This window comes from Microbacterium sp. MYb66 (assembly GCF_002979435.1).
In the GTDB taxonomy this organism is placed as follows: Bacteria; Actinomycetota; Actinomycetes; order Actinomycetales; family Microbacteriaceae; genus Microbacterium.
This window is the reverse complement of the sequence record NZ_PCOV01000001.1, coordinates 680,566-704,351: the sequence shown is the minus strand read 5'-3', so window position 1 is coordinate 704,351 and position 23,786 is coordinate 680,566. Positions and strand designations below refer to the sequence as shown.

Genomic DNA, 23,786 nt, shown 5'->3' with positions numbered 1-23,786 from the left:
TCCTCGCGCGGATGGTGGTGGAGGCGACTGCTTCCGTCGAGCGAGCCCGCCGGCGAACGGCAGTCCCGGTCGGAGAGGCGGGGTCATCGTTCGGGAGGAGTCAGCAGGGCCTGGTGCCGCCCATGCCGTTGTCGCATACCGACACTCCGTTGCTGTTGCCGTCGCCCACCTGGCCGCCTCCGGGAGGTCCCGAGGGCTTGGATCCGCCGGGTGAGGACGGGGCCGAGCCGCCCCGGTTGCCGTTGCCGCCGCCGTTCTGGGTCGATCGGCGTGCGGCCTCCTCCGCCAGCCGCTGGCGTTCGGCCTCCTCAGCCGCGAGACGTGCGGCCTCCTGCTCCGCAGCGATGCGGGCGGCCTCGATCTCGGCCGCGATACGGGCCCTCTCCTCGTCCTGGAAGACCGCGAAATCGGCAGTCAGAGTACGGACGCGAGTATCCAGCTCCACGACGGCCGCGTCCGTCTCCTTCGCCGCCGCGCTGATGGCGGAGGCGTCCTCACGCGTGCCGCATGTCGCCGGGGTGTCGATGCCCTCGAGTGACGTGCGCGCATCGGCCACCGCCGCGGTGAGCCGGGCGCCGCTCGGGCGACCGGGGAGCGCCGCGGTCGTTTCGGTGGCCTCGACGGCATCGCGGCCGGGGCGGTCGGCGTACTCGGTGCTCGACCACCCATCGCTCTCCGGCAGATCGATCACCTCAACGGCCGCGAGTGCATCGGCGGCGGCGGTCAGGGAGCGCGCCGCCGTGTCGGCGGCCCGCGCAGCGCCCTCGGTCGAGACCGCGCACAGGCGCTCCGTCTCCGCGGCCTCGGCGGCGGCGACAGTCGCGGCGACGGTGGTGCCGGTCGCGATGACGAGGGCCGAGGCTGCCGCGACGATGATCGCGGCCCGCCGGTTGCGGGTGGGCATCAGGATCCGATCAGCACCGCGCGGTCGAGCAGCAGGGGAAGTCAGCGGGGGTCGAGGGAGGGCAATCCGTCTCTCACAGTGCCGGCGGTGGGACTCGAACCCACACGCCCTTTCGGACAAAGCATTTTGAGTGCTCCGCGTCTGCCATTCCGCCACGCCGGCTCGTGTGTCGCGTCTACGACTTTAGCGCAGGGGAGGGGCACGGTCCTCCGCGCCGAGCACCTACAGCCTGCTCACGGAGCACTCCACTAGGATGGTTCTGTGACAGAGCAAGAAGAGCAGGCCGAACAGCCCACGTCATCCGCCCCCCGACGCGTCGTCGTCGCCGAGGATGAGTCGCTGATCCGCCTCGACATCGTCGAGATCCTCCGCGACAACGGCTTCGATGTCGTCGGTGAGGCCGGTGACGGCGAGACTGCGGTCGCGCTCGCGACCGAGCTGCGCCCCGACCTGGTCATCATGGACGTCAAGATGCCTCAGCTCGACGGCATCAGCGCAGCCGAGAAGCTGCACAAGGGCAACATCGCACCCGTCGTCCTCCTCACGGCGTTCAGCCAGAAGGAGCTCGTCGAGCGTGCGAGCGAGGCCGGTGCACTCGCCTACGTCGTGAAGCCCTTCACCCCGAACGACCTTCTCCCTGCGATCGAGATCGCGCTGGCGCGTCACGAGCAGATCATCACGCTCGAGGCCGAGGTCGCCGACATGGTCGAGCGCTTCGAGACCCGCAAGCTCGTCGATCGTGCCAAGGGCCTCCTCAACGAGAAGATGGGCCTGAGCGAGCCGGAAGCGTTCCGCTGGATCCAGAAGGCGTCCATGGACCGCCGTCTGACGATGCAGGACGTCGCGAAGGCGATCATCGAGCAGCTCGCTCCCAAGAAGTAGAGCGGTGTTCCGGCTCGACGCCGAGCACATCCTGCGCCCGGTCCGTCTCGGCGACGGGGCGGCGCTCTCGAGAGCGTACCTCTCCAATCGCGAGCATCTCGCGCCGTGGGAACCCACGCGGACGGATGCGTTCTTCACCGTCGCATCGCAGGAGCAGCACGTCCAGCAGTGCGTCGAGGATGCTGCGGCGGGCCGCAGCATCCGCTTCGTGATCGAGTCCGATGATGGCGAGATCCGCGGACGGATGAACATCAACAACGTCGTCCGTGGGGCGTTCTGGAGCGCTGATCTCGGATACTGGATCGACGTGAACCGCCTCCGACGGGGACTCGCCGGCCGCGCGGTCGCGCAGGTGGCGGACTACGCGCGGGCCGAGCTCCGACTCCATCGACTCCAGGCCGCGACGCTCCTGCACAATCTCGGCTCTCAACGCGTGCTGCTCGGAAACGGCTTCGAGAAGATCGGCCTCGCACCGAAGTATCTCCGCATCGCGGGGGAGTGGCAGGACCACCTGCTGTTCCAGCTGCTGCTGGAGGAACCGCTCAGCGCGCGGCGGGAGCATCCTTGATCATGTTGGTGATCCGGATGCTCGAGCATCGGCGGCCCTGATCGTCGGTGACCACGATCTCGTGCACGGTGATGCTGCGCCCCAGGTGCACGGGCGTGCAGACGCCGGTGACGACGCCCGAGGTCGCCGAACGCGTGTGGGTCGCGTTGATGTCGACGCCGACCGCGAGTCGTCCGGCACCGGCGTGCAGATTCGCCGCCATGGAGCCGAGGGACTCGCCGAGCACCACGTAGGCGCCGCCGTGCATGAGTCCGACGGGCTGCGTGTTCCCCTCGACCGGCATGGTCGCGACGCAGCGTTCGACGCTGAACTCGACGAACTCCATGCCCATCTTCTCGGCCAGAGCGCCCATTCCGCGGGCCGTGGCCCAGTCGAGTCCCTCGCTCGTCGCGACGTCGCTCATGCATCCTCCTCAGCGGGTGTCTGTCGTCCTCGTTAGGCTGACAGGGTGACGGACTCCGCAAAGCCTACCCTCATGGTCGTCGACGGCCACTCGCTCGCCTACCGTGCTTTCTTCGCCCTCCCGGTGGAGAACTTCACGACCAAGGACAACCAGCACACCAACGGCATCTACGGCTTCCTGTCGATGCTGGTCAACCTCATCAAGGCCGAGCAGCCGACGCATCTCGCGATCGCCTTCGACACTTCGCGTCACTCGTTCCGCACCGACGAGTACCCCGAGTACAAGGCCACGAGATCGGAGTCGCCGCAGGAGTTCAAAGGCCAGATCCCCCTCCTGCAGGACTGCCTCGCCGCGATGTCGATCCCGGTCCTGACGAAAGAGGGGATCGAAGCCGACGACATCCTCGCGACGCTCGCCTCGCAGGGCGCCGAACAGGGCTTCGACGTGCTCGTGGTCTCGGGTGACCGCGACACCATCCAGCTCGTCAATGACGATGTCACGCTGCTGTACCCGTCGGTGCAGGGTGTCTCGCAGCTCAAGCGCTACGATCCGGCGACTGTGCAGGAACGCTATGGTGTGAGGCCGGAGCAGTACCCCGACATCGCCGCTCTCGTGGGCGAGACCAGCGACAACCTCCCCGGTGTGCCGAAGGTGGGGGAGAAGACCGCGGTCAAGTGGCTCACGCAGTTCGGCTCCCTCGACGATCTGATCGCTCGCGCCGACGAGATCAAGGGCGTGGTCGGCGGCAACCTCCGCGACCACATCGACGATGTCCGCCGTAACCGCAAGCTGAACCGCCTGCTCACCGACGTCGAGCTTCCGGTCGGGCCTGCAGACCTGGCGGTCGCGCCGATCGACGCCCAGGCCGTGCGCGACATCTTCGCGCGCCTGGAGTTCCGCACCCTGCTGCCGCGGGTGTTCGAGGCCGTCGGAGCGGGAGAGGTCGCCGACGACCCCGCATCGGTCGTGGTCCTTCCCGTCCCGGAAGAGGTGACGCCCGTCGAGCTCGCAACGTGGGCGACGGCGCAAGAGGGCGACGTCGCGCTCCGCGTCACGACCCAGGGCGGTGTGCCGGTGCGCATCGGTGCCGCCACCCTCACCGAGGTCCGTGAGACCGACTGGACGGATGCCGCCGCCGACGCGCTGCGCGGATGGATCGAGTCCGATGAGCCGAAGGTGCTCCACGATGCGAAGCCGCAGGTGAAGGCGCTGATCCGCCAGGGTATCCGCCTCGGAGGCCTCGCCTACGACACGAGTCTCGCCGGCTGGCTGCTCCGTCCGAGCTTCCCCGACAAGACGCTCGCCGATCTGGTCGAACGCTACCTCGGCGAGAAGCTGCCCGAAGCCGACCCGTCACAGCTCGTGCCCGAGACCGAGGGCGCGACGCCGTCACAGGAGGCGTGGTTCGCTCTGCGGGTCGCCGACGCTCTCCGCGAAGACATCCCCGAGTCCGTCGCCACGGTCCTGGTCGACATCGAGCTGCCGACGCTGCTCACCCTCGCCGACATGGAGGTCGCGGGTGTCGCGGTCTCGCACGAGGTGCTGTCGACGTTCTCCGGTGAGCTCGCGACCCGCGCGGAGGGCCTCGCGCAGGAGGCGTTCTCCGTCGTCGGGCGCGAGTTCAACCTCGGCTCGCCGAAGCAGCTGCAGGAAGTCCTGTTCGAAGACCTGCAGCTGCCGAAGACACGCAAGACCAAGACGGGGTATTCGACCGATGCCGCGGTGCTGGCAGATCTGCAGGAGTCCAACCCGCACCCGTTCCTCAGCCTGCTGCTGCAGCATCGCGAGGCGACGAAGCTCCGACAGATCATCGAGTCGCTCGACACGGCGATCGGAGACGACCACCGCGTGCACACGACCTACGTGCAGACCGGAAGCCAGACCGGCCGTCTCTCCAGCACCGACCCCAACCTGCAGAACATCCCGGTGCGCACCGAGGAGTCCCGCCGCATCCGCAGCGCATTCGAGGTCGGCGAGGGCTACGAGGCTCTCCTCACCGCGGACTACTCGCAGATCGAGATGCGCATCATGGCGCACCTCTCCGGCGACGAAGGTCTCATCGAGGCTTTCAACAGCGGCGAAGACCTGCACCGTTTCGTGGGCGCCCGGGTGTTCGGAGTCGAGCCGAGCGAGGTGACCGCCGCGATGCGCACGAAGGTGAAGGCGATGTCGTACGGCCTGGTCTACGGGCTCTCGGCCTTTGGCCTCTCCAAGCAGCTGCGGATCGAGCAGTCCGAGGCCAAGCAGCTGATGGTCGAGTACTTCGCGCGCTTCGGCGCGGTCCGGGACTACCTCCGCGCTTCCGTGATGAAGGCGAAAGAGGTCGGCTACACCGAGACCATCTTCGGGCGCCGCCGACCGTTCCCCGACCTCGCGAGCCCCAACCGTGTGCTGCGCGAGAATGCCGAACGTGCGGCACTCAACGCTCCCATCCAGGGCAGCGCAGCCGACATCATGAAGATCGCGCTGCTGCACATCCATGACGATCTCCGCTCTGAGCAGCTCGCCTCGCGGGTGCTCCTGCAGATCCACGACGAACTCGTCGTCGAGGTCGCGCCGGGGGAGTGGGACGCCGCAGAGCGCATCGTGCGCGCACGCATGGGAGACGCCGCCGCCCTGTCCGTGCCCCTCGACGTCCAGGTCGGGCGCGGCAAGGATTGGAACGAAGCCGCGCACTGAGGTCCCGGTGCGGGAGGGAGTCGGGGATTAGGCTGGCAGCTATGACTTCAGCACCCCGCACTCCCTCTGCCATCGACGCCGTCGCCGATGAATGGGTCGACACGATCGCTGTTCTGGCGCCGACTCTCGGCACCTACATCGGTCGTGACGAGGTGAACGACCGGTTCGGGGACCTCAGCCCCGCCGGACACGAGGAGATCGCCGCCGCGACCAGGACGACTCTGGACAAGTTGTCGGCGCTCGAGCCTGTCGATGGCATCGACGAGGTGACCAAGACCGACCTCAGCGCCGAGCTTCGACTGGATCTCGAGCTCCACGACGCGAAATGGCATCTGCGTGACCTCAACGTCATCGCCTCCGCCGCACAGGACGTGCGGTCGGCGTTCGACCTGATGCCCACCGCGACGGTGGACGACTGGGACGTCATCGCCACGCGTCTCGCTGCTGTTCCCGGAGCCCTCCGCGGCTACGTCGAGACGCTCCGCACAGGCATCGCCGAGGGCGTCACTCCGGCGCGTCGCCAGGTGACCGAGGTGGCGACCCAGATCGATCGGTACACCGCGGACGACGGCTTCTTCGCCGCCTTCGTGGCGAACGCCGATCCCGATGAGGGCCAGTTGCCCGCTTCTCTCGCCCGAACCCTCGCGGACAATTCGGCGGCTGCGCGCGTTGCCTACGACGAACTGCGTCGGTTCCTCGCCGAGGAACTCGCGCCGGCCGCGGGAGATGTCGACGCCGTCGGCCGCGACCTGTACGCGCTCAACTCGCGGCGCTTCCTCGGCGCGACGATCGACCTCGACGAGACATACGAGTGGGGTCGCGAGGAGCTCGCACGCATGGTCGCGGAACAGACCGCCATCGCGAACGAGATCCTGCCCGGCGCGTCCGTCGAAGAGGCCGTCGCCCACTTGGAGGCGGATCCCGCTCGCAAGCTCGTCGGCACGGAGGCCCTCCAGAAGTGGATGCAGGAGACGAGCGACCGCGCCGTCGCCGAGTTGGGCGCCTCGCACTTCGACATCCCGGATGCCATTCGCACTCTCGAGTGCATGATCGCCCCCACACAGGAGGGCGGCATCTACTACACCGGCCCGACGGACGACTTCTCCCGTCCCGGACGCATGTGGTGGTCGGTTCCGGAGGGTGTGACGGAGTTCGACACGTGGCGTGAGCTCACGACGGTCTTCCACGAGGGTGTTCCCGGCCACCACCTCCAGATCGCGCAGGCAGTGTACAACCGGGCCGAATTGAACACCTGGCGTCGCCTGCTGGCCGGGACCTCGGGTCACGCCGAAGGCTGGGCTCTCTACGCCGAGCGACTCATGGAGCAGCTCGGCTACCTCGACGATCCTGCCGACCGTCTCGGCATGCTCGACGGGCAGCGGCTGCGCGCGGCCCGTGTCGTCCTCGACATCGGCGTGCATCTCGGCAAGCCGCGCCTCGACGGCACCGGGATGTGGGATGCCGACTATGCGCTCGACTTCCTCCGGAAGAACGTGAACATGTCGGACCAGTTCGTGCAGTTCGAGGTCAACCGCTACCTCGGCTGGCCGGGTCAGGCGCCTTCCTACAAGGTCGGGCAGCGCATCTGGGAGCAGGTACGTGACGGTGTCAGAGCCGCGCAGGGAGACGACTTCTCCTTCAAGGACTTCCACAAGCGGGCCCTGGACCTCGGTGGCGTCGGCCTCGACACGTTGCGCTCCGCGCTCCTTCCGCGCTGACGGGAATGCGGTCCGACCACCGCGTGTTCATGCATCTGAATAGGAAGGGATGACATGGGCATCGAATTCGGGTTGGACACGTTCGGGGACATCACCAGGGACGCGGACGGAGAGCTCCTCACTGGCGCCCAGACGATCCGCAACGTCGTGGCCCAGGCAGAACTCGCCGACACCGTCGGCGTGGACTTTTTCGGCGTGGGGGAGCACCACCGCAAGGAGTTCGCGGTGTCCGCGCCCGAGATGGTGCTGGCTGCCATCGCAGCCCGCACCCAGCACATCCGACTCGGCACGGCGGTGACCGTGTTGTCGTCCGACGATCCTGTGCGTGTCTTCGAGCGGTTCTCGACCCTCGATGCGCTGTCGAACGGCCGCGCCGAGGTCGTGCTCGGACGCGGGTCCTTCATCGAGTCCTTCCCGCTGTTCGGCTACGACCTCCGTGACTACGACGCGCTCTTCGAGCAGAAGCTCGAGCTCTTCGTCGAGCTCTTGAAGGAGGAGCCGGTCACCTGGTCGGGAACGATGAGGGCTTCGCTGGAGGATGCGAACGTCTTCCCCAAGACCGAGAAGGGCCTGCGCACCTGGGTCGGGGTCGGAGGCAGCCCCGAGTCCGTGGTCCGAGTCGCCCGGCACGGCCTGGGACTCATGCTCGCGATCATCGGCGGACCGGCCCATCGGTTCAAGCCCTTCGTCGACCTCTACCACCGATCCGTGGCATCGTTCGGTACGGCTTCCCACCCGGTCTCGGTGCATTCGCCCGGGCACATCGCCGAGACGGATGCCGAGGCTTGGGACGCCGCCTACTCGGGTTTCGAGGCGATGAACAACACGATCGGCCGCGAACGCGGCTGGCCTGCGTACAGCCGTGCCCGGTTCCAGAACGATGTGGGCCCGGAGGGTGCGATCTACGCTGGTTCGCCCGAGCGGGTCGCAGCGAAGATCGCCGACACCATCACGACGCTGGGGCTCGGACGTTTCGATCTCAAGTACGCCACCGGGACTCTCTCTCACGAGTCGATGTTGCGCAGCATCGAGCTCTACGGCACCGAGGTGATCCCGCGGGTGCGGAAGATCCTCGCCGCCCGCGACTGACGACATCGAGCACGATCCGTCCGCCGCGCGGCCCTACGATGTGAAGCATGGCCAACACCGCCCTGCCGAGCCGCGAATCGCTGGCCGAGCGCCTGGATGTCCTGCCGTTCACGCGCCGTCACCTCCGTCTGCTGTCCGGCTCCGGTCTCGGTTGGGCGTTGGATGCGATGGACGTCGGCCTGATCTCGTTCATCCTCGCCGCGCTCACGCAGCAGTGGGGGCTGAGCAAGGGTGAGGCCGGTTGGATCGCCTCCGTCGGCTTCATCGGCATGGCCATCGGCGCCACGCTCGGCGGACTCCTCGCAGACCGTTTCGGACGACGGCAGGTGTTCGCGCTCACCTTGCTCGTGTACGGCGTCGCCACGGGAGCCAGCGCGCTGGTGGGCGGCATCGCCGCGCTCTTGGTGCTGCGCTTCCTCGTCGGACTCGGCCTCGGCGCAGAGCTCCCGGTCGCATCGACGTATGTGAGCGAGTTCGCTCCCGCCCGCATCCGTGGACGCCTGATCGTCGTGCTCGAGGCGTTCTGGGCGCTGGGTTGGACGGCCGCCGCCGTGATCGGGTTCCTCGTGATACCGGCTTCCGCGGACGGCTGGCGCTGGGCGTTCGCGCTCGGGGCGATTCCCGCCGTTTACGCCCTGTTCGTGCGCTGGCGCATGCCGGAATCGCCCCGTTGGCTCGCGTCACGTGGACGCATCGCCGAAGCCGATCGCATCGTGTCCGCCTTCGAGGCGGATGCCGGCATCGTCACCGCACCGGCCATTCGGAAGGAGCCCGCATCCCGCGCGATCGCGGTGACGGCGCGAGCACGGCTCGCGACGTTGTGGAACCCGGAGTTCCGACTGCGGACGCTCTGCCTGTGGTTGGTCTGGTTGGGAGTCAACTTCGCGTACTACGGCGCGTTCATCTGGATCCCGAGCATCCTCGTCGATGCCGGCTTCGACCTGGTGAAGTCCTTCGGCTTCACCTTGATCATCACTCTCGCACAGCTGCCGGGATACGCGGTCGCCGCCTGGCTGATCGAGGTCTGGGGACGACGGGTGACCCTCTCGGTCTTCCTGCTCGGATCCGCGGTATCGGCCGTGGTCTTCGGCACAGCGACCACCGAGGTGGCGATCATCGCTGCGGGGATGGCCTTGTCGTTCTTCAACCTCGGAGCATGGGGCGCCCTGTACGCGGTGACGCCGGAGATCTACCCGACGTCTCTGCGAGGAACGGGCGCAGGGTGGGCTGCGGGCGTGGGGCGGATCGCGTCCATCGTGGCGCCGCTGTCGGTTCCCGTTCTGCTCGTCGCCGGGGGAGCACCCCTGCTGTTCGCCGTGTTCGGCTTCTGTTTCCTCGCGGCGGCCGCGGCGGCGTGGGGGCTCGTCGATCGGGGCGGCATGGCGCTCGACGATCGGTGACCCACTGTCTGCGCGCGCAATAGGCTTGCCTGATGGCAGATGTGCGTTTCGTGGCGATCGGCGACTCGTTCACGGAGGGAGTGGGCGACGTCCTTCCCGACGGGCGTGAGCGCGGGTGGGCGGATCTCGCCGCCCAGGGATGGGCGGACGCGGCAGGACATTCGATCCAGTATGCGAATCTCGCGATCCGAGGCAAGCTCGCCTGGCCCATCGTCGAGCAGCAGCTCGAGCCGGCGCTCGCGCTGCGGCCCACGCATCTTTCGTTCAACGGCGGGGGCAACGACATGCTGCGTCCCCGCACCGATGTGGAGCACATCGCCGACGCCTTCAGCCGAGTGCTGCGCCGCTGCGACGAGGAGGGCGTGACGATGATCGTGCTCTCTGGTGCGAATCCGAGCGGGCAGCTTCCGATGGGTTCTCTCGTGCAGCGTCGTGGTGACCTCCTCTCGGAGGCCGTGCTTCGGCGGATCGAAGATCGACCGGACGTGATCCGAGCCCTCAACTGGCCGGATCGTGAGTTGTCCCGAGGTGCCTATTGGGCCGACGATCGCCTGCACATGAACGCATCGGGCCATCACCGCGTGGCCGCACGCGTCCTGCATGCTCTGGGTTTCGAGCCGCAGGAGACGTGGTGGGCGCCGAATGATCGGCTCGGGGCCGGGCCGTCCGGACTTGCCTACTACCGCGAGTTCGTCGGGCCCTGGGTGCGCCGCAGGGTGACACGGACCTCTTCCGGCGATGGTCGGGCGGCGAAGTACCCCAGCTGGGTCGAGAGAGTACCCTCGTGACGTGCATCCGGCCGTTGCGGACCGGGCCATGACCGACTTCGAGCTGGCACGGATACCTGCCGGAGTGCTGACCCTGCGGGATGCGCGCCGGGAACAGCAGCGGGAGGTCGTCCTGGCGCCGTTCGAGATCGGGGTCTACCCCGTGACCGAGGAGCAGTTCGCTGACGTGCTCGGTATTCCGGCGCGGCATCCGAATCGCCCCGCGGCGGACCTCAGCTGGCTCAGAGCGGTGCACTTCTGCAATGCGGCGTCCGAGTGGGAGGGCCTCGATCGCGTCTACCTCTTCGATGGTGAGGACGTGACCTGGGACACGACCGCGGACGGCTACCGGCTCCCGACGGAATCGGAGTGGGAGTATGCGTGTCGCGCAGGTTCGACCGGACCGCACTACGCACCGCTCGCCGAGGCGGCATGGACGAGTGCCGACGGCGTGCGGTCTCCGCAGAACGTCGGTGGGAAGCTGCCGAACCTGAATGGACTTTTCGACACGCTCGGCAACGTCTGGGAGTGGTGCTGGGATCTGCTCGACCCCGCCCGGTACGACGAGTACCGGGTGTTTCGCGGCGGCGGGTTCGCTGACGATGCCTGGAGCGTGCGCGCGTCCGTCCGCCGCGGGGGAGCGCCCCGCATGCACCATGAGGATGTCGGTCTTCGCCTCGCCCGGGGCGCGTTCGACACTCTGGACGAGGCCCAGGGATGGTCGGCCGGGGAAGATCGGGAGCGTGCCGCGCAAGACGGTCCGCTGCCGTCGGGATGGACGCCGCGCCGTCGTTGACGTCGCCGCGGCCCCTCAGGGCGAGGTTCAGCCCTGACGCTCCGCGTTTTGTTCGGAGGTGAACGGATGAAAGGCTGGAGGCATGACCCCCGCTTTCTCGCTCATCGTCTCTCAAGGTCGCGTCGCCGATCGCACCGACGGCGCGCTCGTCGGGGCCCGACTTGTGGGCGAGGCGTTCTCGACTCTGCTCGACCTCGATCCCGTGATCGTCGGCACACCGACACCGAGCGTCGTCGACGACTGGTCCCGCGCGCTCCCTGAGGCGACCGCCACCCTGGATGGCCTGCGCACCGCTGTGGAGGACGCCATCACGGCGGAGACGACACCGCTGCTGGTCACGAACACGTGCGCCGCGAGCCTGGGAACCCTGCCGACCGTCGCCGAGCGCCATCCTGACGCCGTTCTGCTCTGGATCGACGCCCACGGTGACTTCAACACCCCCGACACCACCGACTCGGGCTATCTGGGCGGCATGGTCCTCGCCGCGGCGTGCGGGCTCTGGGACAGTGGGCACGGTTCGGGCATCGATCCGAAGCAGGTGGTCGTGGTCGGAGGTCGCGACATCGATCCCGCGGAGGCTGAGCTTCTCGCCGATGCGGGCGTGACCGTGCTCGCTCCGTCCGAGAGCACGCCGGAACGGGTCCGCGAACTCCTGGCCGGACGTCCGGTGTGGATCCATGTCGATTGGGACGTCCTGGAGCCGGGCTACATCCCCGCCGCCTACCGGGTCGGAGGCGGCTTGCTGCCGCATCAGATCGCCGCCATCTTCGCGGCTCTGCCATCCGGGGCGGTGCGCGGCGTCGAACTCGCGGAGTTCGAAGCAGGCGACGCGGAGGTTCCGGAGCGCGTGAGTGTCGAACTGGTCTTGGAGACCGTCCAGCATCTGCTCGGCTGATCGGGCGCGGCGACTCCCCTCAGCCTATGGAGTGCTTCCTGCGGTCGTGTCCACCTGCCAGGCGCTGATCGTGACCTCGGAGTCTTCGACGACATCCAGCTCCACGGGCCAGGAACCGCGGGGGAGACCGGCGAGCGAGGCGGCGTACAGCTGTCGCGCGACCAGTTCCCCGTTCGTGGAGTTCGCGTCCCACGAGATGGTGGTCTTGGCCTGCCCCTGGGCCGGCACCGTGATGAGGGTGGGACCGGGATCCTCCGACATGAATGACGAGCCGCGAGCGACCGAGACGTTCAGTTCGTTCCCGTTCTGATCCGCGAACGCGATGTCAGGGTAGCCCTCGATCATGCACGGCTCGTCGGTGAAGTTCATCAGATGGATCACCTGGATGCGGTGTCCGGTCGCCGCGTCGGCGCCGCCGAGCAGGAGCATGGCGTTGTCGCTCGTGCACCAGCCCGGTTCGAGGTCCGGTTCCGCGGCTCCCGGTGCGGTGTCGGGAACAGGGTCTCCTTCCGCACCCGGGTCCGGGTAGGCGCCGTCCTCCGCGCTCAGGCCCTGTTCCTCGGCATTCTGGCGGATGACGTCGGCCTGCCTGGCTTCGTAGCCGAAGAAGCTGACGACGACGAGCACGACGATGCTCACGAGCACTGCGCCCACCGAGACCAGCGTCCTCGGCGTGACGAAGTCATCCCGCTTCATCCGGCGGGAGACGATGAGGGCCGGGATCCAGCCGACGACCGCGCCCCAGTATGTGGTGATGGGCGCGGACTCGACGACGGCCTCGGTGAGACCGCGCATGCCGAAGTCGGGGATGAAGGTGAGGACCCGGGTCAGGTCGAAGCTCAGGCCGAGGACCGTCCCCGCGAGGATCGCGGCCAGCCACAGCACGAGGAAAGCGTTCCCGCGGCGAGCACCCCGTGCGGCGATGAACCAGGTGACCGTCGTGAGTACGGCGGATGCGGCCAGGAGGGAGAGCGGAGTCCACAACCCCGGGAGCAGCCATTCCTGCGTCTGAACCCAGCCGACGCCCAGGAAGCTGACGAGACGCGTCACGATGATGTCCGCTGTGGCGATCCGCGCAACCCCGCCGGAGATGACCCAGAGAGCGGAGAGGATGAGCCCGGCGACGATGCCGGGCGAGCGGAGCAGACGCCGGAGGCGTCCGTCCGGGCTCGGGACGGAGGAGGGGACGGGTAGGGGAGGCGCGGAGGTCACGCCTCATCCTATGAGGGCTCAGCGGCGCCGTTCGGGATCGAGGCCCATCCGGATCCGTGTCCGCTTCCGCTCGACCAGGATGAACACGGTGCCGATGAGCCACAAGGGGATCGGCATGAGGAAAGCGATGCGGAAGGCATCGAGCGAGTACGTCTCAGGAGTGCCTGCTCCCTGCACATCGAGGGCGAGCCCGATCAGGAAGATCGCGATGAGCGCCGCGATGAAGCCGCCCGCGTTCGTGACTCCGGTGGCCGTGCTCAACCGGTGGCTCGGGTTGTGGGTCCGCGCATGATCGAAAGCGATCATCGACGCAGGGCCACCGGTCGCGAGAGCGACCGCGAGTACGTACAGAAGCCAGATCGGCGCCGTGTCCGGGAGGGAGATGACGGCGATCCACGCCGCCATCTGCACGCCGACCGCCGGGAGGACGAGAGCGAGGGAGCGATGGTTCGGGAGACGCCGCGAGAGATCTCCGATGACCGGGCCGAGAAGCATGCCCGCAACGACATATACGGAGATGATGCCTGCGGCGTGGGGGGTGTCGAGGCCTTCAGCCGCCGTCAGGAAGGGCATTCCCCACAGCAGCACGAATGCCGTTCCCGCGAACGGTGTCGTGAAATGCGACCAGAACGCCAGGCGCGTACCCGGGTGCGCCCAGGCGGCGCGGATGCCGACGCCCGTATCGATCGCCGAGGTGACGACGCGGATGACTCCCGTGTCGGTGTTCACGGTGACGTCGGCGCCGCGCTCGGCCGGGTGATTGCGGATCACCAGCGCGACGAGGATGGTGAACAGCACGCCGAGTCCGGCGATGCTCCCGAACGTGATCGTCCAGGTCGTGGCGTGCAGCATCGCGGCGAGGGGGACCAGAGCGATCAGCTGGCCCGTCTGGCCGATGATCCCCGTGAACTGGACCATGATCGGTCCTCGTTGCGCAGGGAACCAGGTCGCGACGAGACGCAGCACGGCAGGGAAGATCGCCGCGTCGCCGGCGCCGAGCAGGACGCGCGCGGCGATCGCCACGCCGATGCTGGGGGAGAGGGCCATCGTCAGCTGACCGGCCGCCATGAGCAGCATGCCGACCGTCATGATCGGTCGAGATCCGAAGCGATCGAGGAGGACGCCGACCGGGATCTGCATTCCGCCGTACACGGCCAGCTGCACCACGGCGAACAGGGCCAGAGTTGAAGCATCCGCCTGGAATCTCTCGGCAGCCTCGACGCCGACCGCTCCGAGCGACGTCCGGTTGGTGATGGCGAGGACGTAGGCGGCGACTCCGACGGACCAGATCACCCATGCGCGCCATCCCGGCGTGGAGACGGGGGAGTGGGAGACCTGCGACACCCTTCAACGCTACTCCTGCGGAGGTGCGCGCTCCGACCAGAGACCGGATGTCGGAAGCGGCGGCTAGCGTGGCTGCATGACGGACTCATCCCTGCACCACTCGCTCGACTATGTCGAGCTTGTCGTCACCGATCTCTCCGCGGCGAAGACGTTCTACAGCGCCGCGTTCGGCTGGACCTTCAACGACTACGGACCCGGATACGCGGGAATCGTGTCTCCGAAGGGCGACGGGAGCGAAGTCGGCGGACTGCTGCTCGCCGAAGAGGCGCGCCCCGTCGGTGGCCCGCTCGTACTGTTGTATTCGAACGACCTCGACGCCACCATGAGCGGTATCGTCGCGGCCGGCGGCACGATCCTGCAGGAGCCGTACGGGTTTCCCGGAGGTCGCCGGCTCCACTTCGCCGACCCGAGCGGCAACGAGCTCGGCGTCTGGTCCGCGCAGTAGTTCCGGGTCCCGCTCAGGGCGAGATGCCGCCACGTTCCTCGGCGCGTATGACGTCGACGACGATCTCGTCGTCGTACTCCTGAAAGCGCACCGTCGCGGTCTCCGGCACCCTCGAACCGACCGACTCCGCACTGAACGTGTGCGTGGTCGGTGCCATGTCGGCGGTGCAGACGCCTTCCGAGTTCGTCGTGAAGACGACCACGAACTCGACACCGTCCTTCTCGGCAGAGGCCGCCTCCGCAGGGCAGCTGCCGCTTCCCCACGTCACGACGTCGATGCTTCCGTCGTCATAGGCGACCACGGCGGGGCCCTCCATGAACGGGACGATGTCAACCCCTTCGGGGACGCCTGGCTTTCGTTGATCGGTCACCCCGATCGACGGAACGGCCGCGCATCCGGAGATGCCGATCAGGACGGCGAAGGCGCCGAGAAGGACGAGACCGCGGGACCACTTCATGCCGACAGCGTAGCGACCATCCGGCTGGCCGGCGGGTCACCGGCTGTCGAGCGAGGAGGGTGCGCCTGTCAACTCGCGGCGAAGGCGCTCCCTCGCGCGGTGATATCGGCTGCGGACGGTGCCTTCCTTCATCCGCAGCACTCGGGCGATCTCGACGTGCGAGAGGCCGTCCCAGTGCAGAAGGCCGATGATGTCTCGGTCCGTCTGGTCAAGCGTGCCGAGTGCGTCGTGGAGCTCGCCGAACACGGACACGTCGACGAAGCCCGGAGCCGGCTCCGCGGAAAGCTGGTTCCGGAGCCGCTCGCCGAGGGCCAGCCGCCGGGCCGTGCTGCGCTGGTGGTGCAGAAGCACGTTCCTCGCGATGCCGAACATCCATGGACGGATCTCCTCGTCGCGCGCCGGCAACGCGTTCGCTCGCTTCCACAGTGCCAGCAGAGTCTCCGCAAGGAGATCGGCGGCGGCGTCGGCGGGCACCACACGACGTACGAAGTAGGCCAGGAGCGCGGGGGAGTGTTCCGGCACCGCCCGTTCGATGCGGCGGCGCTTGTCGTCTGAACGCGCGCTCACGGGGTGTCCACCCTGCAGCTCAGGCCCATTGCGCCGATCGCGACGGTGTCGCCGCTCTCGCCGAGCGTGAGCACGCCCGGAACCGCCGCTCTCGTCATCTCGACGAGCACCGGGTAGAGCTCGTTGCTCACCCGCATCTCGCTGTCGGGATCGTCCGGGACGACGGTCCCTCGTTCGTAGAGCTCCTGACCGAATCCGGTCCAGTCGCGAGTGTGGATGGCCGCGTTGAGTGCGGCCAGATCGCGATCGCCGGCGTTGCGGAGTTCGATGTACGCTCCGCATTCCTCCGTGTGTCCCTCGTCGGTCGTGTACTCGATCGGAATGCGGATGGTGCGCTCGAAACCGTCGGGGAGGGTCACCCACGGCCAGACCGACAGCTGGGCAGTGGCGATGCTCGCCGCGCCGGTGAGTGCCAGGGCACCCGCGACGATCACCGGAATCGCCCACCGCGGTCGTGGCATCCGTCCACGGCGCAGCCGTGCCGGCTTCGTCGAAGCCGCCAGCGTCCTCGTTTCACGCATCACCGATGCAGATAGGGGGGCGATCGACGCCGACAGCAGCTGGTCGAGCTCGAGGTCATCCATGTTCACTCCGTTCCTCCTCTGCCGGTACATTCCCGGCAGGCGACGAAACGTTGCAGCCAGGCGCGGCGGACTTAGCCATCGTCATCGCCGAAGGCCGCCGCGCGGGAATCGCAGGGGAGGGGAGTGCAGCGGAGGGAAGCGGCCTTCAGCCGATCACTTCGATCTCGAAGGGGAGGAAAGACCACGGCGGACAGATGTCCGGACCGGCCGTGATGCTCTGGACATCGAGGCGTGCGTCGGCCGGTGCGAACTCCCGTCGGAGATCGTCGAGCAGGTTGTCGCCGTAGAAGATCACGTCGGCCTGCCACACGGAGAAGACGGGGGCACCCGTCCTGGCCGGTGCCGCCGGCATGTACCGGTGCGAGTAGATCGGGATCAGCGTGGGCCACTTCCTGATCCGCTCCGTCGCGAGTCTTCTCTGTTCCGCGAGCGTTTCAGGCTTCAGGGGCCATGTCGACGGCCAGAACGAGTCGTGTTCGACGTCGAACAGCAAGCCGTCCAACGGCCAATCGAGCCGCGCCTGAATCGATTCCGCGCTGCCGTTCCGCCAGTCGACCCACCGTTCGCCGGTCGGAAGTGCGGTCTCGAGCAGTTGTCGATGATCGGGACTGAACTCGAATCCGTATCGTCGTTCGATCTCGTCGATCTCCGCGGGGCGCAGTCCGGGTTCGAGCCGGACATCGTGGGCTTCGAGGACGGCGATGCAATCGGCGATGAACACATCCCGATCCTAGGGCCGACAAATGAAGATGGAGATCTTCGCAGAGAATCCTCGGGGAGACGACGCAGTCCCGTCGACAACAGCTGTGTCCGTCGCGCTGACCCTGGGCGAGCGCGTGTTGAATAGGCAGATGCAGCGCCCCCAGGCACCCGACTCCGGTGAGTATTCTTCGGCCCCCACCCGTCGGCGCTTTCTGATCGCTGCGGGCACAGGTGTTTCTGTGACCGCAGCGGAGATCTGGCTCGCTGCGAGCCGCGTGGTGCCAGACGACGCGATGCCCGCGGTGGACCCGGATAACCCGAGGAACCTGAAGCAGTACGACCCGGTTTACGAGCGCGCGGTGCGGGGTCTTGAAGCGCCCTTGGGGTTCGAGGACTGTGCCCGCCCCGTCGCTCGGGCGAACCGTGGCACGGCAGGAAGAGACCGCCACGCGGTGGCGCCTGTCATAGACCGGTTCATCATTCACCACACCGGCACGACTGCGGACCAGCTGGACTTCCTCTCGCGCTGCAACAGGAGATCGTCCGCGCCCACGTTCTATCTGCGGCATGACGGATCCGTCATCGAGCTCATTCGTCCGGGCGCGAAACCTTCCTCAACCGGGGCCGACTGGAACTGGCGATCCGTGGCGGTGGAGACGCTGAACGAAACCGATGCTCCGGAGTACGCCGTGACGACGGCCCAGATGGAAGAACTCGCACAGATGGTCGCGTGGCTCGCGACATTCGACGGCAAGAGCCTGGACGGGGTGCCGGTGTCGTTCGCCATCGACAGGGACCACGTCATCAGCCACCAGGAAACGTGGTCGGGAACCGAATGTCCTGGGCCATACCTGCAATCGCGACTCGACGACATCGTTGCCCGCGCACAGCAGATCTTCGAAGAGAATCCGTCCCCACGGGGCTGACGCAGAGCGGACGACTTTTCCGTCCGAGGCGCTGACCGATCCCGTCCGAGTCAGCGAAACGGGGGAACGATGGCTCGGAGGGGCTGGAGGGCATCGTGACTCGTTCTGACATAATGTGCATTATCGGCTATATCTCGGAAGGGGTCGTCGGCCTGCCGGTGCCAGAATCGGATGATGGCGAACGCTTCCCCCGAGATCACGCTCTGCTGCCTCCTCTGGGCTCGACCGGGACTCTCGGACGAGTTGACCGCCTATGAGGATGCCGTGCTGGCGCTCGTCGCGGACCATGGTGCCGTGGTCCTGCAGCGTGTCATGAGCACGCCGATCTCCGACGGCGCAGATGACCGCCCCGACGAGGTCCAGACGTTCTGGTTTCCGAACCAGAACGCGCTCGACGGGTTCCTGGCGGATCCGCGTCGGCAGGAACGCGCCGACGAGCGAGACCGTGTGATCGCGCGCACGGAGCTGTTTCCCGTTCGCGTGCTCGGTGATGGAGAGCCGGTCGGGGGTCGCTGAACTCCGAGGCTCGTCTTCGCCGTCGCTCTAGGCTCCGACATACTGCGCGAGGTGCTCCCCCGTCAGCGTCGATTTTTGGGATACCAAATCGGCGGGGGTTCCTTCGAAGACGATCTTTCCGCCGTCGTGCCCGGCGCCGGGTCCGATGTCGATGATCCAGTCGGCGTGGGCCATGACCGCCTGATGGTGCTCGATGACGATCACGGTCTTCCCGGCGTCGACGAGTCGATCGAGCAGGCCGAGGATCTTGTCGACATCGGCGAGATGGAGACCCGTGGTGGGTTCGTCGAGGACGTATACGTCGCCCTTCTCCCCCATCTGGATCGCGAGCTTGATGCGCTGGCGTTCACCGCCGGAAAGCGTCGACAGGGGCTGCCCGAGCGACAGGTAGCCGAGTCCGACGTCTTCCATGCGGCCGAGGATCGCGGTGGCGGCAGGGAGCTTGGACTCTCCCTCGCTGAAGAACACCCGCGCCTCGGAGACCGGCAGATCGAGCACCTCGGTGATGTCCTTGCCCGCCAGCTTGTATTCCAGGACGCCTGCTTGGAAGCGCTTGCCGCCACAGTCCTCGCACGGCGTCTCGATCGTGTCCATGAATCCGAGCTCCGTGATGATGACGCCCGCGCCTTTGCAGGAAGGACAGGCGCCCTCGGAGTTCGCGCTGAACAGGGCGGGCTTCACGCCGTTCGCCTTTGCGAACGCTTTGCGGATCGGCTCGAGCAGCCCCGTGTACGTCGCAGGGTTGCTCCGCCGCGAGCCCTTGATCGCGGCCTGGTCGATCGCCACGACGCCCTCTCGTTTGGACACCGACCCGTGGATGAGCGAGCTCTTGCCCGACCCGGCCACGCCCGTCACCACCGTGAGGACGCCGGTCGGGATGTCGACGTCGACATCCTGCAGATTGTTCGCTGTCGCACCCCGGACCTCGATCGAGCCGTCGCCCGCGCGCACGGCATCCTTCAGCTGCGCACGATCCTCGAGATGATCGCCGGTCTTCGTGCCGCTGGCCTTGAGTCCTTCGACCGTGCCCTCGAAGCAGATCTCCCCGCCGGCGCTTCCGGCGCCGGGGCCCAGGTCGATCACGTGATCGCCGATCGCGATCGTCTCCGGCTTGTGCTCGACGACCAGCACGGTGTTCCCCTTGTCTCGCAGCTGCAGCAGAAGACCATTCACGCGCTGGATGTCGTGTGGGTGCAGGCCGATGGTCGGCTCATCGAACACGTAGGTGATGTCAGTCAGAGAAGAGCCGAGGTGCCGCAGCATTTTGATGCGCTGCGCCTCTCCCCCGGACAACGTGCCGGAGGGCCGTTCCAGGCTGAGGTAACCGAGGCCCAGCGTCACGAAGGCATCAAGGTTCGCGCTGAGGGCTTGCAGCAGCGGTCCCGCGCCGGGAAGGTCGAGCCCGCGGACCCACGCGGCGAGATCCGTCACCTGCATCCGGCACGCGTCGGCGATGCTGATCCCGTCGATCTTGGAAGACCGAGCGCCCTCCGTGAGCCGGGTGCCGTCGCACTCGGGGCACACCGCGAACGTCGCCACACGTTCGACGAATGCTCGGATGTGCGGCTGGAGAGCGTCGAGATCCTTCGACAGCATCGCCTTGGTGATCTTCGGGATCAGGCCCTCGTAGGTCATGTTGATCCCCGAGATCTTCACCTTCGTCACCTCCCCGTACAGGAAGAGGTGCCGTTGCTTCTCGGTGAACTGCGAGATCGGCTTGTCGGCCGGATAGAACCCCGACTGCGAGAAGCCCTTCACCATCCATCCGTCCGCGGTGTAACCGGGCACCATGATGGCACCGTCGTCGAGGGATTTCGACTCGTCGACGATCTGGGCGAGATCGAGGTCGGACACCGCTCCCCTGCCTTCGCACCGCGGACACATGCCACCGAGGTAGATGGCATCCTTGACAATCTTCTTCTCACCACCGGGACCGGTCATCACGCCGCTGGCCCGCTGCGTGGGGATGTTGAACGAGAACGCGGTCGGCCCGCCGATGTAGGGCTGCCCGAGCTTGCTGAACAGGATGCGGAGCATCGCGTTGGCATCCGTCACGGTGCCGACGGTCGACCGAGGATTCGCGCCGAGGCGTTCCTGGTCGACGATGATCGCGGTCGTGAGACCCTCGAGGATGTCCACGTCGGGCCGCGGCACGGAGGGCATGAAGCCCTGCACGAAAGCGCTGTAGGTCTCGTCGATCATGCGTCGCGATTCCGCCGCGATGGTATCGAAGACGAGCGAGCTCTTCCCCGAACCGGACACACCGGTGAACACCGTCAGGCGGCGCTTGGGAATGTCGACGCTGACTTCCTTCAGATTGTTCTCACGAGCACCCTGCACCCGGATCAGGTCGTGGGTGTCGGCGGGATGCGAATCGGCGGCCATCGGCGTCCTTCGTTCGGTCGGTTGGGAGAGTCAGACGGCCTGGTTGATACGGAGCAGGTTGCCTGCGGGGTCGCGGAAGGCGCAGTCGCGCACGCCGTACGGTTGATCCATCGGCTCCTGGACGACGTCGGCGCCGCCTTCGACGAGGCGTTCGAACAGCCCGTCGACATCGTCGCTCGCCAGCGTGAGCGCCGCGTAGCTGCCCTTGGCGATGAGTTCCAGGATCGTCTGCCTCTCGGCATCCGTGATGCCGGGGTCGGTTGCCGGCGGGTGCAGCACGATCGAGGTCTCCGGCTGCCCCTCGGGGCCGACCGTGAGCCAGCGCAAGCCGTCGTAGCCGACGTCGTTTCGCACTTCGAAGCCGAGAGCATCTCGGTAGAAGGCGAGGGCAGCGTCAGCGTCGGTGTGTGGGAGGAATGCGTAGTGGATGCTGATGTTCATGGTGATCACGTTAGGTGCGCATCGGTGCGCGGCGCTTCTCGATTCCTGATCGGTCTGGTCACCTGCTTCGCCTGAAAGGAGGGAATCCCTTCGACGTTCGCGGCGCGTTCACGGTACACGCTGGGTGCGACACCGACCAGCTCCGAGAATCTCGTGCTGAATGTGCCGAGCGATGAACACCCGACCTCGAAGCAGACCTCGGTCACCGTCAGGTCGCCTCTCCTCAGGAGCGCCATCGCTCGCTCGATCCGTCGGGTCATCAGATAGGAGTAAGGGGATTCTCCATACGCGTCCCGGAACTGGCGGCTCAGATGACCGGCAGACATGTGCACCCCGCGCGCCAGCGCCTCCACGTCGAGGGGTTTCGCATACTCCCGGTCGATGCGGTCCCTGACCTTCCGCATCACGGTGAGCTCGCGCAGGCGCGAATCTTCCAGGGCGGTCACGACTTGATTTTGCCATGACGCCGCGAGTCCTGGCATGACTTCGGGAAACGCGGGTGTGCACTCCTCCCCCATCGTGTGCCGCGAGGGCGCTACCCTGAGGGGCATCCTCACAGGATCTTCTCAGAAAGGGGTCCCCACCATGTCTGAACCACTCACCGAGGCGAAGTCGCTGTTCAAGTCGATCCGGGTCACGCTGGCCGTCGCCGGAGTCCTCGCGCTCATCGCGGGAATCGTCCTGCTCGTCTGGCCCGTCAAGTCCGCGGTCATCGTGACGGCGATCTTCGCCTCCTACCTGATCATCGCCGGCCTCGTGTACATCGGGCTCGGGATCTTCTCGAGCACGAAGGGAGGGTGGGCCCGCGTGGGTCACATCGTTCTCGGGCTGCTCTACATCGCCGCAGGTGTCATCGCGTTCTTCAACTTGAACGTCGCCGCCGCCACGTTGGCCTTCGTCGTCGTGATCTTCATCGGAGTCAGCTGGATCGTCGACGGGGTCGTCGCCCTGTCGCTCCTGGGTAGCGACGGCTCCCGCGTGTGGACGCTGCTCTACGCGATCCTGAGCATCATCGCGGGAATCATCGTCCTGTTCTCGCCGCTCATCGCCGGCTTCGCCTTCTGGCTGCTGCTCGGCATCTCGCTGGTGGTGCTCGGCATCATCCAGATCGTCCGAGCCATCACGCTCGGCAAGGACGAGAAGGAGTACGTCGCCGCAGTCCAGGGCTGACCTCTCCCCGACGAGATCGGCCCGCCCTGCATCGTGCAGGGCGGGCCGATCCTCTGTTTCGGCGGCTATTCCGCGACGAACGCGCTCACGTCTCCGACGAGACGCGTGTTGTCGGCGGGCACGGGCTCGACGGCCGCTTTCGCGACCTCGGCCGCGAACTCCGACACGTTGTAGAGCTTCCCGGCCGACTCCCGGCGCTCTGCGATCGCGCCCGGGTTGGCACGCTCCAGCAGAGTGGCGGTGATGGTGCCCTCGATCATGTCGCCGGAGACGACGGTGAATCCGATCCCCTTCTCGGCGAGACCAGGGATGAGCTCTCGGAGCGCGTCCTCACCGGCGCGCTTCGAAAGGGCCACCGGCTCGTACTCAGGCATCGTCGGGGTGGTCCGGATGAAGTGAGCCTGGTGACTGGTCACGAACACGACACGCGCGCCATCATCGAGCAGCGGCGTCGCCGCGTTCAGGACGTTGAGCTGGGCATCGCGGTTCAGCGTGAGCGCATAGTCCTCGGCCATGCCGGACTCCATGCCGCCGGAGGCGTTGAGCACCAGGACGTCGAGGCGCCCGTACTCGGCCCGGATCGCGTCGAACATCTCGGCGACGGAACCCGGATCGGTGAGGTCGGCACCGACGACGAGAGCCCGGCGCCCCAGCTCCCGCAGCTGAGCGGCGAGCTTCTCCGCGCGCGGTGCCTTGTTGCGGAAGTTGATGACGACGTCTGCGCCGGCCTCGGCGAGGTAGCGGACGGTGTCGGCACCGATCCCGCGCGATGAACCGGTGACAAGGGCGACCTTGCCGTCGAGGGATCTTGCGGGAAGAACGTCGGTCACGGTGACTCCTCATGATGCGTGAAAAAGCCGCGATCGCACGGCACTCTCACACTACCAAGCGACTGCTGTGGCACCCGGATCGGCGGCCGCCCGCGTGATACGTTGA

General features: G+C 67.1%; 25 protein-coding genes and 1 tRNA gene. 13 read left to right on the top strand and 13 right to left on the bottom strand.

Annotated features, from left to right (window positions below):
* Positions 1-100: 100 nt before the first annotated feature.
* Both CQ045_RS03380 and CQ045_RS03375 read right to left on the bottom strand, forming a co-directional pair.
* The gene (locus CQ045_RS03380; protein WP_105721237.1) at positions 101-904 is read right to left on the bottom strand and encodes a hypothetical protein; all 804 of its coding nucleotides are present in this window, start codon (positions 902-904) and stop codon (positions 101-103) included.
* A gap of 79 nt (positions 905-983) precedes the next feature.
* Positions 984-1,066: transfer RNA gene (locus CQ045_RS03375), tRNA-Leu, on the bottom strand.
* A gap of 99 nt (positions 1,067-1,165) precedes the next feature.
* Here CQ045_RS03375 and CQ045_RS03370 point away from each other — a divergent pair.
* A complete protein-coding gene (locus CQ045_RS03370) occupies positions 1,166-1,786 on the top strand; it encodes an ANTAR domain-containing response regulator (RefSeq protein WP_017830602.1) in 621 nt (206 codons plus the stop codon).
* A 4-nt stretch (positions 1,787-1,790) separates the two neighbouring features.
* Positions 1,791-2,354 (top strand): GNAT family N-acetyltransferase, encoded by a 564-nt coding sequence (locus CQ045_RS03365; RefSeq protein WP_105721236.1) that lies wholly within the window; start codon positions 1,791-1,793, stop codon positions 2,352-2,354.
* Here the strand turns inward: CQ045_RS03365 and CQ045_RS03360 are convergent.
* Positions 2,329-2,757, bottom strand: coding sequence for a hotdog fold thioesterase (locus CQ045_RS03360; protein ID WP_105721235.1), 429 nt, complete (start codon positions 2,755-2,757; stop codon positions 2,329-2,331). The two genes, CQ045_RS03365 and CQ045_RS03360, sit on opposite strands and share 26 nt — an antisense overlap.
* 45 nt (positions 2,758-2,802) lie before the next feature.
* Here CQ045_RS03360 and polA point away from each other — a divergent pair, with 45 nt between their 5' ends.
* The 7 genes from polA (at position 2,803) to CQ045_RS03325 (ending at position 12,101) form a co-directional block, all read left to right on the top strand.
* A complete protein-coding gene (gene polA / locus CQ045_RS03355; protein ID WP_181156424.1) occupies positions 2,803-5,436 on the top strand; it encodes a DNA polymerase I in 2,634 nt (877 codons plus the stop codon).
* 41 nt (positions 5,437-5,477) lie between these two features.
* Positions 5,478-7,154: a DUF885 domain-containing protein gene (locus CQ045_RS03350; protein ID WP_105721233.1), complete on the top strand. Its 1,677-nt coding sequence runs from the start codon at positions 5,478-5,480 to the stop codon at positions 7,152-7,154.
* A gap of 54 nt (positions 7,155-7,208) precedes the next feature.
* On the top strand, positions 7,209-8,243 hold the full coding sequence (locus tag CQ045_RS03345) for an LLM class flavin-dependent oxidoreductase (RefSeq protein WP_105721232.1): 1,035 nt from the start codon (positions 7,209-7,211) through the stop codon (positions 8,241-8,243).
* A gap of 47 nt (positions 8,244-8,290) precedes the next feature.
* Entirely contained in the window at positions 8,291-9,643 is a 1,353-nt protein-coding gene (locus tag CQ045_RS03340; protein ID WP_105721231.1) for an MFS transporter, read from the top strand.
* A 32-nt stretch (positions 9,644-9,675) separates the two neighbouring features.
* Entirely contained in the window at positions 9,676-10,431 is a 756-nt protein-coding gene (locus tag CQ045_RS03335) for an SGNH/GDSL hydrolase family protein (RefSeq protein ID WP_181156423.1), read from the top strand.
* Positions 10,432-10,459: 28 nt separating this feature from the next.
* Complete coding sequence (locus CQ045_RS03330; RefSeq protein ID WP_105721368.1) at positions 10,460-11,206, top strand: SUMF1/EgtB/PvdO family nonheme iron enzyme; 747 nt, start codon at positions 10,460-10,462, stop codon at positions 11,204-11,206.
* Between the two features lie 82 nt (positions 11,207-11,288).
* Positions 11,289-12,101: an arginase family protein gene (locus CQ045_RS03325; RefSeq protein WP_105721230.1), complete on the top strand. Its 813-nt coding sequence runs from the start codon at positions 11,289-11,291 to the stop codon at positions 12,099-12,101.
* Between the two features lie 24 nt (positions 12,102-12,125).
* Here the strand turns inward: CQ045_RS03325 and CQ045_RS03320 are convergent, their stop codons facing one another.
* Both CQ045_RS03320 and CQ045_RS03315 read right to left on the bottom strand, forming a co-directional pair.
* Positions 12,126-13,313: a DUF4232 domain-containing protein gene (locus CQ045_RS03320; protein WP_105721229.1), complete on the bottom strand. Its 1,188-nt coding sequence runs from the start codon at positions 13,311-13,313 to the stop codon at positions 12,126-12,128.
* An 18-nt stretch (positions 13,314-13,331) separates the two neighbouring features.
* Positions 13,332-14,657, bottom strand: a complete 1,326-nt coding sequence (locus CQ045_RS03315; protein ID WP_105721228.1) for a nitrate/nitrite transporter — start codon at positions 14,655-14,657, stop codon at positions 13,332-13,334.
* Between the two features lie 76 nt (positions 14,658-14,733).
* Here CQ045_RS03315 and CQ045_RS03310 point away from each other — a divergent pair, with 76 nt between their 5' ends.
* Positions 14,734-15,102 (top strand): VOC family protein, encoded by a 369-nt coding sequence (locus tag CQ045_RS03310; RefSeq protein ID WP_105721227.1) that lies wholly within the window; start codon positions 14,734-14,736, stop codon positions 15,100-15,102.
* Between the two features lie 13 nt (positions 15,103-15,115).
* Here the strand turns inward: CQ045_RS03310 and CQ045_RS03305 are convergent, their stop codons facing one another.
* From CQ045_RS03305 to CQ045_RS03295, 4 genes are all read right to left on the bottom strand, one after another.
* Positions 15,116-15,559, bottom strand: a complete 444-nt coding sequence (locus CQ045_RS03305; protein ID WP_105721226.1) for a hypothetical protein — start codon at positions 15,557-15,559, stop codon at positions 15,116-15,118.
* A 36-nt stretch (positions 15,560-15,595) separates the two neighbouring features.
* Complete coding sequence (locus tag CQ045_RS03300) at positions 15,596-16,126, bottom strand: RNA polymerase sigma factor (RefSeq protein ID WP_181156422.1); 531 nt, start codon at positions 16,124-16,126, stop codon at positions 15,596-15,598.
* Positions 16,123-16,710 carry a hypothetical protein gene (locus CQ045_RS18740; RefSeq protein ID WP_181156421.1) on the bottom strand — a complete coding sequence of 196 codons (588 nt, stop codon included), beginning with the start codon at positions 16,708-16,710 and terminating at the stop codon, positions 16,123-16,125. The genes CQ045_RS03300 and CQ045_RS18740 overlap by 4 nt, the downstream gene beginning before the upstream one ends.
* Before the next feature lie 145 nt (positions 16,711-16,855).
* Positions 16,856-17,431 carry a hypothetical protein gene (locus tag CQ045_RS03295; RefSeq protein ID WP_105721224.1) on the bottom strand — a complete coding sequence of 192 codons (576 nt, stop codon included), beginning with the start codon at positions 17,429-17,431 and terminating at the stop codon, positions 16,856-16,858.
* Positions 17,432-17,453: 22 nt separating this feature from the next.
* Here CQ045_RS03295 and CQ045_RS03290 point away from each other — a divergent pair, with 22 nt between their 5' ends.
* On the top strand, positions 17,454-18,338 hold the full coding sequence (locus CQ045_RS03290) for a peptidoglycan recognition family protein (protein ID WP_105721223.1): 885 nt from the start codon (positions 17,454-17,456) through the stop codon (positions 18,336-18,338).
* A gap of 174 nt (positions 18,339-18,512) precedes the next feature.
* Positions 18,513-18,854, top strand: coding sequence for a hypothetical protein (locus CQ045_RS03285; RefSeq protein ID WP_105721367.1), 342 nt, complete (start codon positions 18,513-18,515; stop codon positions 18,852-18,854).
* Positions 18,855-18,881: 27 nt separating this feature from the next.
* On the opposite strand, the gene CQ045_RS03280 is transcribed toward CQ045_RS03285, so the two are convergent.
* Genes CQ045_RS03280 through CQ045_RS03270 form a run of 3 tightly spaced genes read right to left on the bottom strand, consistent with a single transcriptional unit; the run spans position 18,882 to position 22,084 of the window.
* Positions 18,882-21,239 carry an excinuclease ABC subunit UvrA gene (locus CQ045_RS03280; protein WP_105721222.1) on the bottom strand — a complete coding sequence of 786 codons (2,358 nt, stop codon included), beginning with the start codon at positions 21,237-21,239 and terminating at the stop codon, positions 18,882-18,884.
* A gap of 30 nt (positions 21,240-21,269) precedes the next feature.
* Complete coding sequence (locus CQ045_RS03275; protein ID WP_105721366.1) at positions 21,270-21,680, bottom strand: VOC family protein; 411 nt, start codon at positions 21,678-21,680, stop codon at positions 21,270-21,272.
* 5 nt (positions 21,681-21,685) lie between these two features.
* On the bottom strand, positions 21,686-22,084 hold the full coding sequence (locus CQ045_RS03270) for a helix-turn-helix transcriptional regulator (RefSeq protein WP_374955012.1): 399 nt from the start codon (positions 22,082-22,084) through the stop codon (positions 21,686-21,688).
* A 181-nt stretch (positions 22,085-22,265) separates the two neighbouring features.
* On the opposite strand from CQ045_RS03270, the gene CQ045_RS03265 reads away from it, so the two are divergent.
* Positions 22,266-22,850: an HdeD family acid-resistance protein gene (locus CQ045_RS03265; RefSeq protein ID WP_105721221.1), complete on the top strand. Its 585-nt coding sequence runs from the start codon at positions 22,266-22,268 to the stop codon at positions 22,848-22,850.
* Between the two features lie 65 nt (positions 22,851-22,915).
* Here CQ045_RS03265 and CQ045_RS03260 read toward each other — a convergent pair whose 3' ends face one another.
* Positions 22,916-23,680, bottom strand: a complete 765-nt coding sequence (locus CQ045_RS03260; RefSeq protein WP_105721220.1) for an SDR family oxidoreductase — start codon at positions 23,678-23,680, stop codon at positions 22,916-22,918.
* Positions 23,681-23,786 lie beyond the last annotated feature (106 nt).

What these genes read in the sequence shown, in the direction of transcription:
- CQ045_RS03270 (WP_374955012.1), bottom strand. Translation starts at nt 22,084, where the DNA reads ATGCGGAAGGTCAGGGACCGCATCGACCGGGAGTATGCGAAACCCCTC.
- CQ045_RS03345 (WP_105721232.1), top strand. Translation starts at nt 7,209, where the DNA reads ATGGGCATCGAATTCGGGTTGGACACGTTCGGGGACATCACCAGGGAC.
- CQ045_RS03305 (WP_105721226.1), bottom strand. Translation starts at nt 15,559, where the DNA reads ATGAAGTGGTCCCGCGGTCTCGTCCTTCTCGGCGCCTTCGCCGTCCTG.
- CQ045_RS03335 (WP_181156423.1), top strand. Translation starts at nt 9,676, where the DNA reads ATGGCAGATGTGCGTTTCGTGGCGATCGGCGACTCGTTCACGGAGGGA.
- CQ045_RS03350 (WP_105721233.1), top strand. Translation starts at nt 5,478, where the DNA reads ATGACTTCAGCACCCCGCACTCCCTCTGCCATCGACGCCGTCGCCGAT.
- CQ045_RS03380 (WP_105721237.1), bottom strand. Translation starts at nt 904, where the DNA reads ATGCCCACCCGCAACCGGCGGGCCGCGATCATCGTCGCGGCAGCCTCG.
- CQ045_RS03325 (WP_105721230.1), top strand. Translation starts at nt 11,289, where the DNA reads ATGACCCCCGCTTTCTCGCTCATCGTCTCTCAAGGTCGCGTCGCCGAT.
- CQ045_RS03310 (WP_105721227.1), top strand. Translation starts at nt 14,734, where the DNA reads ATGACGGACTCATCCCTGCACCACTCGCTCGACTATGTCGAGCTTGTC.
- CQ045_RS03340 (WP_105721231.1), top strand. Translation starts at nt 8,291, where the DNA reads ATGGCCAACACCGCCCTGCCGAGCCGCGAATCGCTGGCCGAGCGCCTG.
- CQ045_RS18740 (WP_181156421.1), bottom strand. Translation starts at nt 16,710, where the DNA reads ATGGATGACCTCGAGCTCGACCAGCTGCTGTCGGCGTCGATCGCCCCC.
- CQ045_RS03275 (WP_105721366.1), bottom strand. Translation starts at nt 21,680, where the DNA reads ATGAACATCAGCATCCACTACGCATTCCTCCCACACACCGACGCTGAC.
- CQ045_RS03290 (WP_105721223.1), top strand. Translation starts at nt 17,454, where the DNA reads ATGAAGATGGAGATCTTCGCAGAGAATCCTCGGGGAGACGACGCAGTC.
- CQ045_RS03280 (WP_105721222.1), bottom strand. Translation starts at nt 21,239, where the DNA reads ATGGCCGCCGATTCGCATCCCGCCGACACCCACGACCTGATCCGGGTG.
- CQ045_RS03265 (WP_105721221.1), top strand. Translation starts at nt 22,266, where the DNA reads ATGTCTGAACCACTCACCGAGGCGAAGTCGCTGTTCAAGTCGATCCGG.
- CQ045_RS03285 (WP_105721367.1), top strand. Translation starts at nt 18,513, where the DNA reads ATGGCGAACGCTTCCCCCGAGATCACGCTCTGCTGCCTCCTCTGGGCT.
- CQ045_RS03330 (WP_105721368.1), top strand. Translation starts at nt 10,460, where the DNA reads ATGACCGACTTCGAGCTGGCACGGATACCTGCCGGAGTGCTGACCCTG.
- CQ045_RS03360 (WP_105721235.1), bottom strand. Translation starts at nt 2,757, where the DNA reads ATGAGCGACGTCGCGACGAGCGAGGGACTCGACTGGGCCACGGCCCGC.